Annotated in this window: 10 protein-coding genes, 2 tRNA genes and 1 pseudogene; 5 read left to right on the top strand and 8 right to left on the bottom strand. The window is 45.7% G+C overall.

Translation table 11 applies throughout. The features are described 5' to 3' along the window. Positions 1-118 precede the first annotated feature (118 nt). A complete protein-coding gene (locus BFP72_RS11380; protein WP_099599254.1) occupies positions 119-2,050 on the top strand; it encodes a Crp/Fnr family transcriptional regulator in 1,932 nt (643 codons plus the stop codon). Positions 2,051-2,619: 569 nt separating this feature from the next. Here BFP72_RS11380 and BFP72_RS11385 read toward each other — a convergent pair. Then, complete coding sequence (locus BFP72_RS11385) at positions 2,620-2,988, bottom strand: hypothetical protein (RefSeq protein WP_099599255.1); 369 nt, start codon at positions 2,986-2,988, stop codon at positions 2,620-2,622. Position 2,989: 1 nt separating this feature from the next. Beyond that, complete coding sequence (rlmD, locus tag BFP72_RS11390) at positions 2,990-4,393, bottom strand: 23S rRNA (uracil(1939)-C(5))-methyltransferase RlmD (RefSeq protein ID WP_099599256.1); 1,404 nt, start codon at positions 4,391-4,393, stop codon at positions 2,990-2,992. Positions 4,394-4,675: 282 nt separating this feature from the next. Here rlmD and BFP72_RS11395 point away from each other — a divergent pair, with 282 nt between their 5' ends. Further along, complete coding sequence (locus tag BFP72_RS11395; protein WP_099599257.1) at positions 4,676-5,482, top strand: SDR family oxidoreductase; 807 nt, start codon at positions 4,676-4,678, stop codon at positions 5,480-5,482. Here the strand turns inward: BFP72_RS11395 and BFP72_RS11400 are convergent. Beyond that, positions 5,479-6,141 carry an SH3 domain-containing protein gene (locus BFP72_RS11400; protein WP_158233383.1) on the bottom strand — a complete coding sequence of 221 codons (663 nt, stop codon included), beginning with the start codon at positions 6,139-6,141 and terminating at the stop codon, positions 5,479-5,481. The genes BFP72_RS11395 and BFP72_RS11400 overlap by 4 nt on opposite strands. A 155-nt stretch (positions 6,142-6,296) precedes the next feature. Here BFP72_RS11400 and BFP72_RS11405 point away from each other — a divergent pair. Both BFP72_RS11405 and BFP72_RS11410 read left to right on the top strand, forming a co-directional pair. Further along, positions 6,297-6,369, top strand: a tRNA-Lys gene (locus BFP72_RS11405). Positions 6,370-6,421: 52 nt separating this feature from the next. After that, positions 6,422-6,497: transfer RNA gene (locus BFP72_RS11410), tRNA-Lys, on the top strand. A gap of 163 nt (positions 6,498-6,660) precedes the next feature. Here BFP72_RS11410 and BFP72_RS11415 read toward each other — a convergent pair. Beyond that, positions 6,661-6,819, bottom strand: a pseudogene (locus BFP72_RS11415) (transposase); the annotation flags it as partial. A 358-nt stretch (positions 6,820-7,177) separates the two neighbouring features. Here BFP72_RS11415 and BFP72_RS11420 point away from each other — a divergent pair. After that, positions 7,178-7,741, top strand: coding sequence for a DUF4136 domain-containing protein (locus BFP72_RS11420; RefSeq protein ID WP_099599259.1), 564 nt, complete (start codon positions 7,178-7,180; stop codon positions 7,739-7,741). A gap of 18 nt (positions 7,742-7,759) precedes the next feature. Here BFP72_RS11420 and BFP72_RS11425 read toward each other — a convergent pair whose 3' ends face one another. The 4 genes from BFP72_RS11425 to BFP72_RS11440 are packed head-to-tail and all read right to left on the bottom strand — an operon-like array spanning position 7,760 to position 12,299. Then, positions 7,760-8,920 carry a TIGR03364 family FAD-dependent oxidoreductase gene (locus BFP72_RS11425; protein ID WP_099599260.1) on the bottom strand — a complete coding sequence of 387 codons (1,161 nt, stop codon included), beginning with the start codon at positions 8,918-8,920 and terminating at the stop codon, positions 7,760-7,762. 2 nt (positions 8,921-8,922) lie between these two features. After that, complete coding sequence (locus BFP72_RS11430; RefSeq protein WP_143520045.1) at positions 8,923-10,206, bottom strand: DUF5690 family protein; 1,284 nt, start codon at positions 10,204-10,206, stop codon at positions 8,923-8,925. 4 nt (positions 10,207-10,210) lie between these two features. Next, complete coding sequence (locus BFP72_RS11435; RefSeq protein ID WP_099599262.1) at positions 10,211-10,900, bottom strand: HAD hydrolase-like protein; 690 nt, start codon at positions 10,898-10,900, stop codon at positions 10,211-10,213. Positions 10,901-10,931: 31 nt separating this feature from the next. Then, entirely contained in the window at positions 10,932-12,299 is a 1,368-nt protein-coding gene (locus BFP72_RS11440) for an aspartate aminotransferase family protein (protein WP_099599263.1), read from the bottom strand. Positions 12,300-12,304 lie beyond the last annotated feature (5 nt).

Below are 12,304 nucleotides of genomic sequence, written 5' to 3' on the forward strand. Positions count from 1 at the left end.
AATTCGCTTGGTACATATGGAAGAGATTTTAGCACTATTGCTTGACTAATTACAGAATAGATAAGTCCTTTTCAAAGTTTATTCGATAAAATTGCGCTTTAAATCAATCTTTGCCCAATTGTTCAATTTCTATAAAAAAACATCGACCAAAAGCCTAGAAAGTGTCTTTGCAAAAGCAGAACACATCACCTATAGAAAAGGCGACCACCTAGCTGTACAGTTTGAAAAAACCAACTATTACTACCTTCTCCAAGAAGGTGAAGTCAGTGTCTACTCATTTCTCGATGGTGGCAACAAAAAAATTGAATTAGGTAGATACTCGAGCCTCAACTCACCGTTGGGACTGGATATGATGAATGAGCCGTACCGCTACGACTCGTCGATTGAGGCTGTCTCCGAAACCGTCAAGGTACTCCGATGGGACCGCAAACAGCTCAATGTATTTCTAGAAAAAAACATCGATCTCGCGATCCTGTTTTATGAGCATATCAATATCCACGCGCTCAACCTCATCAAAGAGGCCAGTTACCTGTTCGCCAACACGGCGATGATCACCAAACAGGCCGATACCAACCTGAAAGCATCCAAAGGCTATGACTCTCCTCTCGGGTTCAACGAGGACGAAATCGTCGTATTCCTATTGCAGTCTCCTTTTTTCGAAATATTCGAAGAAGAAGATTTGCGCATTCTCTCAAAAAATATCATCCGTAAACAATACAAAGTAGGAAATGTCATTGACCTACAAGATGAAGTAAGCAAAGGTGTCAACATCCTACGTGTAGGAGACATCCGTTTCTCCCGATTCAACAGCGAGGGAGATGAAAAATACAAAGTATCACTGCGTGCAATCTCTACGCCCGGCTATTTACTCGGTCCCTCAGGCTTCTTAGGTGCTGAGAATGTCATGACAACCAAAGCCAAGAAGGATTCGGTCATCTTGCACATACCCTACGATGCCTTCAAAGCATTGAGCAAAAAGAATCCAAACTTTGCCCTCAAACTACAGATTAGAATCTCCTGGTTGCTCAATAACCAACTCAGAGGATTACGTGCCCGCCTGATCTCCGCGCAATTCAACGAAGAGGTCACTGTATCTACCAACCTCATCGAAAGCAACCGAGCCAGTCTATCGCTAAGTTCTCCACTGCACAAGGTTCCTCACTTGCTGAGTTTCAAGCATACCATCACTGATGGATTGAGTATCCTCCACCACGTAGAACTCAACGGGTCCGGTATCGAGAAAAATATCGCATCGCTGTGTCTCGACAATCTGCACGACACACAACGTGAAGTGAATTTCTACGAGAACTTGCAAAAAATATACAACAGTGTGGTCTCTGCTCCAGCGATCATGATGCCAGACAAGGTATTCAAAGAATGTATCAATCTGAGCAAAGAAACTTTCGATGCAGTCTCGACTTTCGTCAAAGGCAAAGAGCTCATTCCAGAAACTCCAGGTAATTTATTTTTGTACAACCACCTGCTCAACCCTCCCTACTACGCCCTACCAAATCAATTTCAAATCAATTTGGACTGCCACTTCCTTAGCACCATATTGGCGGACGCCTACAACGAAGAGGTGACCATGAAAATCGTACGAAGCGGCAGAGAGATCGAACACGGACATCAGTCATATTATGAGCGCTTGGGCTATATCAATGCCTACAACGAGGATACTGAGAGCAGTGAAAACTTCGAAAAAAACGAAGCAGTCTCTGATCAAATAGAAGAATTTTTAACGGAATTCAACAACGTTCTCATCGCCCCCGAGCACACATCCTACACAACCGATCAATCCCCTGGGCTGTTCAACGCGGACGTTTTTGAGCGTATCTTGGAGATGGAGCGAGAACCCCTCATCGTACCTGTAGTGATGGCCAACTTCGATCAGCGCATTCGCAACAATAAATTTGCTTGTGAGATCAAGGAACCCTTTCTCCTCAGTGACAAAATGAAGGCCATGCAAATCGATGATGTCAAGGAGTTTTTGGTACAGTATCGCATTGAGTTCAAACAAAATGTTCGACAACTTCGAGACGAAACCCATTAACCCCTTACCTACCTGTCGTTTGACAGCTTTTAAGCTCTAAAAAAAACGATTTCACCTTGGGCAAGCCCATAGTATTCTTTTTGACCCTCCACTACATTTGTATTGTAGGGTTTTGAAAGAAACCTTACTCATTGAACATTGTGCTTGAATCGAGACTATAAAGTAGCCTCGCTACCGAAAGGTTAAGATTCCATTTGCATAGCATCTCTGTGTATTTGATGTTTTCAAGTCTATAGGCTCTACCGGTTGTCGGACGGTAGGGCCCTTTTTTTGCCCTTTCAGAAAAAACCAAACTATCTAAGGTTTGGGACACTAGGGGTCTATAGGTGTTTCTGAGGTTCAAAATCACTATTCGACAGGAGCATTCGATATTCATTCTTCCAATCATTTGAGCGTTCCCTGAAAGACTCACAACAGGTGGTTATCCTATGGAACAATGAATCTTGAATAACGAAGTGGTCTACTATCTCTCCCCCAAAAACACGGAGTGCTCCAGTAACTAGGATATCGAATCGTTATTTTGCCTCCTAACATTGTAGACTCATCTCCAACGTGACAGCTCACCCCTATCAATCCTCTGGGTAAGGAATAAAGACGAAGTTGGTAAACTCCTGATCAATCACGAACAAACAACAAAACTCATCTGGATTCTTGTATGCTTCTTTGAATGCATCCACTCGTCCTTCCTCCACTACTTCCCTTTGGACAAATTCATCCAAGAACGAGGCAGAATAGTTCCACTTGTTTTCCAACTCAGTCGACTTGATGAGTACCTGACCGATAGACACTTCATGCTTCGAAATAGGAAATATCGGATAATCAGAAAACCCACGGTCTCGAATTTGGTAAGACGCTTCCTTTAGGTTTTCACTTACCTTGACAAAATCCTCAGTGATGGTACCGAGATACTTGCCATTCAATTCTGGATCGTTATTCATCTCACTTTTTGATTAATAGTACTATGTTTTCTACATGATGCGTATGAGGAAACATATCCACAGGCTGGATGCGCTCCACTCTATAACTGGCATCCATCAAAGCAATGTCTCGTGCCTGTGTCGCAGGATTACAACTCACATACACGACCTTCTGCGGCGCAAGTTTCAAAATCATATCCACGACATCTTCATGCATACCTGCACGTGGCGGATCTGTGATAATCACATGCGGTGTACCGTGCTCACGTACGAATGAGTCGTTGAGCACATCCTTCATGTCTCCCGCAAAAAAATCAGTATTGGTGATGCCATTGACCTCTGAATTGACAAAAGCATCCTTGATTGCATCCTCAACATACTCGATTCCAATCACCTTTTTGGCACTGTGCGCACAATAATTGGCGATGGTACCTGTACCTGTATACAAATCGTAGACCAGCTCGTCACCTGTCAGTCCTGCAAACTCGATCGTCTTGTCGTAGAGTAGCTTGGCCTGCGCCGAATTCGTCTGATAGAAAGACTTGGGTCCGATCTTAAATCTCAAGTCACCCATCGTCTCCACGATATGATCTTCGCCATGATAGACGATCACCTCTTGATCAAATATTGTATCGTTTTTCTTTTGATTGATCACATAGAGCAGTGATGTAATCTCTGGAAAGGCATTCTGCACATGCGCCATCAATCCATCGATCGCCTCCATATCTGGCTCGAAAAACTGCAAAAGCACCATAAGATCGCCATGATCCGTCAGACGAATCATCAAGTTGCGCAGAAGACCATGTTGGTCACGAATATCAAAAAATGTCAGACCATTACGCAAAGCATACGCTCTAATTTCGTTCTTAATTGCGTTGGTAGGCTCTTCCATCAAGTGACAGGTATCTACATCTACAACCTTGTCAAACAACCCTGGAATATGAAATCCCAACCCATTGCGCTGAATTTCTTCTTCCGTAGATATTTGCTCCTTCGTTAGCCACTTCTTATTCGAAAAAGTAAACTCCAGTTTGTTGCGGTAGCGGAGTTTCTTCTGCGAGCCTATGATCGGTGACATACCAGCCAGTTCGACCTTAGCGATACGCTGGAGGCTATCCTCGACCTGCTGCTGCTTGTACTCCAGCTGAGAGGGGTAGTTGAGATGCTGCCATTTGCACCCTCCACAAGTACCAAAATAATCACATACTGGATCAACCCTCAAATCAGAATACTGATGAAAGACCACTGGGCTCCCTTCCATGAATGCCTTACGTTTTTTGGTAACCTGAACATCTACCACATCTCCAGGGACGGCTCCTTTCACAAAAACCACTTGTCCGTCGTGACGGGCGACACTCTTACCTTCTGCTGCTACTGCCTCGATTTCGAGATGATCCAGCCGGATCTGCTTTCTTCTTCTTGCCATGAGGCGCAAAATTAGAGGAAATTAGCTCTTATTAAAACTAAGTTTCCATGGAAGTCTTGCTAAATTCGACGATCACTAATTTTTGGCTTGATTCAAATGATCCGCATTATGCATTAGAAAACACTTCTAAAGTCTAACCTACTACAAATCAACTATTTATGATATTTTCTTAATTTATAGTTCGTAAGCACCTCATCACGAAGTACTAATACATAATCCAGATTGAACAGATCACGTCTTTATCCGTAAGGATCACAGACACAATCCATACACGACAACTACATGCAAAAGACACTACTCATCACTGGCGGCACTTCAGGAATAGGCAAAGCCTGCGTCGAACGCTATGGAAAGAGCCATTTCAATGTAGTGTTCACAGGACGGGACGAGCACAAAACCCAACAAGCCGCAGAGGGTTTTAGAAAACTTGGCATCTCATGCCTCGGCATCTCTGCTGCGGTAGAAGATGAAAAAGCAGCCCAAATCGTCATCCAAAAAACCATCGATACCTACGGTAGTATCGACGTACTCATCTGCAATGCCGGCGTCTCCATGAAAGCCCTCTTTGAGGATGTAGATCTACAGGTGTTTGACCAAGTCATGAAAGTCAACTTCACAGGAACCATCAACTATGTCAAGTACGCCCTTCCCCACGTCATCCAAAGCAAAGGATCAATAGTAGGAATCTCCTCGATCAACGGACACCGAGGCACTCCAGGCCGAACAGCCTACTCAGCATCTAAATTCGCGATGGAGGGATTCTTCGAAGCGTTGCGTATTGAAGTCATGAAACGCGGCGTACACATCATGACAATGAGCCCCGGCTATACGCGCTCCAATATCCGAACCAACGCACTCTCCGCAGACGGCTCAGTACAAAATGAGTCTCACAAAAATGAGAGCAAACTCATGGAACCAGAAACAGTGGCTGATCATATCTACCGTGCACAGATGCGGAGAAAAAGAAATGTCATCTTGACCCTATTGGGCAAAGCACTCATCTTTCTCAACAAGCGTTTTCCGAGATGGATGGACCGAACAGTCTACAACGTCATGACCAAGGAAGACCCCAGTCTGATCAAGCACTAGATGACTCGCTCTACTTTGGACTGTTTGACATACACTACAGCGTTGTTCCACTGGACTTTGACCCAGGCTTCATCCTCACCCAATACCGTGAGTCTATGCCCCTTCTTGATAACGTCGACAAGCCCTGAACCAGATGAAGGTCCCTGCATCAAATAGACATGATCATCCGAGACGATCACTTGATCTATCGTCAAATGGTAATTGGACACATAAAAAAACGCCCCTAAAAGCAAACACAGAATCACTACATAAGGATACGCATTGACATGCAGCTTGATCTTGCGATATACAACCACTGAGAGCAGTAGAAGTGCAATCGCTACTACGAGGACATTGGATTGCAGGTAATACTCGTTGATAACTCCTTTGATAAATCCATAATCTGTCATATCATATCCACTCAGATTATTCTCGGTAGCTATGTCATCCATCTTGCTACGGGCATTTTCATCATAAGTCAACAAATAATATTTATTCAAATACAACAACGCTTGGCTATAATTCCCTAACCCCTCCTTGATGAAAGCCATTTTCATCAACATTTGGGGAGTGGCTTCATTGGTTTGACTCAATATCCCATGGTAAATCTCGAACGACTCAGTGTATTTACCTTGTTCAAACAACGAATCAGCCTGCTGCAAGGAAGATTGATTTCCCAACTCTTGCGCTGTTAATGAAGGAGTTATAAAAAGACCACAAAGGATCATGATAAAATTGAATAATATGTTTTGCTTTTTCGTCATTGGATACCTAGATTTGCAACCGCAAAATAAGGGAATGACTTAGAAAATAAGAAATTCTTTTGCAAAAAGTCGATTGGTTAGCTCAGTTGGTAGAGCAACGCCCTTTTAAGGCGTGGGTCCTGGGTTCGAGCCCCAGACCAATCACATCAGACCTGATAAACGCATCAGGTTTTTTATTCTCACTTGATGGGAAAACGACTGGTTAGCTCAGTTGGTAGAGCAACGCCCTTTTAAGGCGTGGGTCCTGGGTTCGAGCCCCAGACCAGTCACCAAGAAGCCTCAAGGAATTGAGGCTTTTTTTATACCCAAGTCCTTGTCCCAACCATTCTAAAAATCTCTGATCACTCTGTTAGTCAAGATTCATTGTTCGACTTTCGCTATTGTTTTTTATAGAGGTAATACGGATCAGTCTGTAAACTTGGGGGATTGAAAAAATCACGCATAAATTTTAGATAGTCTGTAGAGGAAAAATTCTACGTTTTGAACACCTCTGAATTGAGATCTAAAGGCTTTGATCTTGGCATTGAAAGATTCTGCTGACGCATTGGTACTTCGATGATCAAAGAAATTGAGAATACTCTGATAGTGGTTTTGGGATCAGTCTGTATTTCTGGGGCATTGATCCAAGATCACTTCGAAATTCAACAGTCATGGTTCGACATTCATCATTACTTTTTTGCTAAACAACCACCTACTATGAGTCTTTGAACCAATGTGTACACAATGGAAAGCATGAATATCGAATGCTCCATGTCGAATATTGGTTTTTATCCTCCAATTCACAGACTGATCAACGGATCCCTAAACACTGCTAACGACACATTCCTTCACACTCTGCACAACCTAAACTCAGCACTGCACAGACATTAGACTGTTAATCAATTGTTTAGGCGATTTTTTTCAACACAATACTCATAACATTGTGATGACCTTTTGTTAACTTTAAGGTAATATGAGCTCGTTACGCCACTACATACTCCTCCTCCTGACCGCTAGCTGTAGCATGACACATCAGCATCCCATCCAATCTTCCTATGCAGAGGAGGGTCGGTTCGAGGACTACACATCGTATACACTGGTGAGCAACGAGCAAGTTGAGACATTGGAGCAGCGTGCCATCGAGAAGGGCATCACTGCTCACATGAATTCACTTGGCTACCAAGAAGACACAGAGAACCCATCGCTCTACATCTACTACCAAGTCTATCAAGAGGATTTCAAACTGACCACAGAAGATCAAGCCCCCTTGGAGAACTGGCTGGCTCGAAAGGGGTATTTCTCAGAGGACGACAACAAAGACACGCACCAGACGACTTCCAAAATCCACGGGCACTCGTTGTTCATTTCATTTTACGACCCGCAGATCCAGCGTGAGGTTTGGCAAGGACACATGAGCAACCTGCATGCAATCTCTACACAGAACCATAGAGCTGCTGCACAGATCGTACTGAGCCAATACCCATTGATGGCTAAAAGCTCGCGACAAACCTACTCCAAGCACTACGCACTACGCTAGGGTTCCTTTTCGCTCCATTTACAAATCAAATATCTTGCGGATACTAGCTTCTGCGTACCCTGCACTCCCTGTCATCCCTTTGCCTCCGATTCCTGTAATGATATGGACATTCTCATCGATCGTATGCTCAAACACATCCTTGGTCTTGCACTGACTGTACACACCAAACCACGTACGCTGTAATCTCCAGTCCTCCAGTTGAAATATCTCCTTGGCCAGATCAATCATGTACTGATTGATATCATGATTGATATCAAAACCCAAAGTGTCTGCCTGCCCAGCATCTGCATACTCGTGTGAATCCCCGATAATCACACTCCCGTCCATCGCCTGCTTAAACAAGATGTGCACACCCCATTCTTTGTGCTTGGATTGCTTCGCCTCTTTGGCTTTCACGGCTTGGTACGACGGGCACTCCGCAAAACTCTCATAACGTCGAATACTGAGACCAGTCAATACCGATCCAGGTATGATTTGATTCTTCTGCGCCACTGTCTGCATCATCTGTAGTTTGGTCACTTCTAGATCACTCAATCCATAGAGTGTCGGGTACAGGTTCTTGAAGTCACTCCCTGTACATACGACGACCTTGTCCCCAACGAATACCTCCCCGTTGTTGCAAAAGACCCACTGCTGCTCCGTCGCTGAATCAATCTCCATCACACTGTGATTGGGAAAATACGCCAAACCGTGCTGCTCTATTAAGTACGCCCTGATCTGATGCACTGCTACACGAGGCTCCACTGTCACTTCGCCCGGAAAAAACAAGCCCTCCTTCACATAATCCGTTTTGAGCCCTTGATACGTCGCTAGACACTCCCGAGAAGACCGCAATTGCGACTCATAATCATTGGCACTGTTGATCTTGTGCAGCTCATGAAGGAGCTGCACTTCCTCATCATTGGAGGCAAGGTAGATCGAGCCGTTTTGACGTACTGATATATCAAACCGTGACTGGAGATCTTTGTAAATCTCCAAACTTCGCCGGCCATAGTTTTGCCATTTGGCATCCATGCCCGAAGGCACTACCTGTCCAAAATTGCGTACCGTTGCACCTTGAGGTTCACAGTCTTTTTCGACCATCGCTACGGACTTGCCTGCCAGCAGTGCATGGTAGGCATGAAAAGTCCCCAGAACTCCTCCCCCTACGACAATCAAATCATACTTTTCGTTATTCATAATCAATTATTCACTCTAATTTTCTTTAGTAAATACACGACAGTGATCACCGTCATCCCCATCCCGACGAATGCCACGAGGTAGGCGGATTGAATGATAAAGTCCAACCAATTCACTTCGGGTGAAAAGAAGTTTTTGAACAGCAAAACCCCTACACTGCCTAAGTAGCCAAAAGCATCGGCGATGTACATCAAAAATCCGATGTTGCTACCCGAAATCTTGAATACGGGAATCACCCGTTCGAACACAAAGCAGTTGAATGGAATATATGCCAAGTAGACTCCAGTCATGATCATGATCACCCAGACAGATCCCGAGACCAGCTCGCGCTCCATACCATAGGTACTGAGAGCGATGACTACATAACCGAGCAATATGATCAACTGTATCGTCAGCAGGGCCTTGAAATTGTCCCGAATCAAAAAGATCAGACTCATCACCACCAAGACGATGACTGTGGAGGGCACCGAAGTACTGAGGTAGATCGATGGCTCTTGGTCAAAACCCAAAGCCAACCAAATATCCGAGGCATAGTTGCTCCGAAGGTCTCTAAATATCGTCAGTAACATATAGCTCAACACCATGATCATCATCAGCATCCCGATCCCGCGAAGGCTCTGTCTTCGGCTCGCAGCAGTCATCGGAGTACGAGCCAGTCTATCGGCACGATCCTCATCTGTCGGTTCGGGCATGCGATTGAGGAAATAGACCGAGAGCAACAGCGGCACGGCAAAGATCATCCCGACGATGTATGGCATGTGGTACTCCGACACATTGAGATGTACGATCAGCCACTGTGCCACGGACTTGCAGAGATTGGATGCCATGATGAAACTAACTGAGAGGATCGCTCCGAGAATTTCGGTACTCGAGCGTCCCTCAAGATAACTAAACACGATCCCCCAAATCATCCCCAGCGGGAGGCCATTGAGGAACAAACACCAAAAATTGTAAGGAGGAGGTATGATCGCAAACAACACCAAGGCCAACTCGGCTACTCCAATCAAAACCAAGATCAAGACCGCACGCCGGTCCTTTTTCAATTCTGAAATAAACTTGATCCCGATGAACTTGGAAAACATGTAGCCCAAAGCTTGTGCAATGATCAGCAAGCTCTTGAACTCCAACCCCAAATGCGTCACATCCGCAAACACCCCCACCGAAAACGCCTTGCGAAAGGCATACATACACGAATAAGTCGAGAAAGCCACCAACCCCATCGAAATGATGAGCAGCCAAGAACTCTTGGTTGGACGGGTCACGGTGGAGGGCAACGTAGCTTCCATCAAGTTATGCTTCGGCGTGATCCATGATTTCCATGAGGTTTGTCACCACATGTGTCGCACCCAGTTGGGTCAATTCTTCCCTACCAAACATGTTGGAAGCTACTCCGACGATGTATTTGCATTGGGCATTGAGCCCCTCTTCCATGTCAGACTGGGTATCACCGACTTTCATGACCTTGGCGGGATCATTAATCTCAAAGTACGCCATGATCTTTCGGATCATGTCTGAAGCAGGACGCCCGGCCTCCACTTCGTCACTTGTCACGGTAAAATCAACCGTACCCGGTACAGTCCACCCAAGACGCTGGAGCAATAGATCCACAATCTCACGACTATAACCTGTATCAAGAGCGACTTTGATACCACGTGTTCGGAGTTCGGCAAAAAGCTCTTCTGCACCAGGATAGGCCGCTATCTCATCTGTCTCCGCGTAGCGTTGGATCAACGAATTAAAAAAAGCAACATTGACAGCCTCGCGATCTACTAGAGAAGTCTCCGGCGCATACTCATCGATGAGCTGCGCGATACCTTCGGTCTTATTCATGCCTCCGATGGCACGAAACACCTCTTCTAGCTCCAAATGGATCCCTACTTTTTCTAATGCTCTTTTTACACACTGATACACTGTTTTTCCTTCTTCTACTGTGGTGCCTGCCATGTCAAAAACGACAAGCTCAATTCCGTTCAAATTCATATATCTAGATTCTATCGCCTAAGTGGCGTGATTAATTTTTTATTAAGGTTTGAAGTATTTGCTTAAAACTCTTCAAAATCTGGTCTGCTTCGGCCTGAGAGAGAATCAGCGGCGGGTGCAAACTGACCACATTGGTATCGATCACCTTGAAGGAGAGCCCCTTACTCAACCCGGCCTCAAGGACGGCGTTGGCTAAATCTGGATTGCGGCCCTTGGTCTGTACATCTGTCACCAGATCCATCGACAGCAAGAGTCCGATCCCGTCGACGTGTCCTACTTGCTCGTAGTGATCGGCGAGTTGCCTCAGTCCATCGAGTAGATATGCCCCCATTTTTTCTGCATGAGCAGTCAATTCATTCTTTTGGATATAATCCAATGTAGCTTTGGCTGCTGCACTGCATATCGGACTCTTCTCGTGGGTAAAATGCCCAATCGAATAGTCAGAAACCAGGTTATACTTGTCTCTGGTAAGGATCCCAGCAAAAGGCAATATCCCCCCACCGAGTGACTTGCCCACTACTAGCACATCTGGCGTCACATAGTGCTCACATGCAAACAAACGGCCCGTCCGTCCCATGCCACATACGATCTCATCGAAGATCAAAAAAGCCCCGTACTCGTCGCACAACTCTCGCACACTCTGCCAATAGTAAGCTGTCGGGATGAATGGTGTAGAAGCCACTGGTGTCCCCACCACAGCTGCGATATCCGGATTGTGTCGAAACACCGTCCGTACCTGATCCAGATACGCCTCATCGATCGCTTCGGTATCACTAGGATCTAAGCCCCACGGATTACGATAGTAGTCTGGAAACTCCACATAGTACGCCCCAGGCACCATCGGCCCCACTCCAGTCGTCCAGTGAGGATTCCCTCCAAGAGTCGCTGCTTGATAGGTACTCCCATGAAACTGGTTCCAAAAAGAGATCGTCTTCCACTTGCCCGTCACACGCTTGGCAAGCATCACAGCCATCTCGATGGCTTCTGATCCTCCAGGACAAAACAGTACACGATCAAGCTCCTCAGGAGCTAGAGCTACCAGCTGCTCCGCAAAATCCACAGTCACACGTGCCGTGTAGCGCCGTGGTGCAAAACTAAGTTGCGCATCCAGCTGCTGTTTGATCGCTGCGATCACAGCGGGATTGTTGTACCCGATGTGATGTACTCCATTGCCATGCAAATCGAGATAGCGCTTGCCATCTAGATCTGTAATGTAGGCTCCCTCCGCTTGCTCGACGACATTCATCACGGGAGTAGATAGGGCTTGATGCAAAAACACGTTGGCATCACGATGGAGTAAGGTCCGTGAAGCTTGGCTCAGCGACTCGGCCTTTCGGCTCTGCACTCCCGACTTGTGCGTATCGCCCTGCTGCACAAAGGGGGCTGTAGTTGTACTCATAGTTG

This window comes from Reichenbachiella sp. 5M10 (genome assembly GCF_002742335.1).
Taxonomy (GTDB): Bacteria; Bacteroidota; Bacteroidia; order Cytophagales; family Cyclobacteriaceae; genus Reichenbachiella.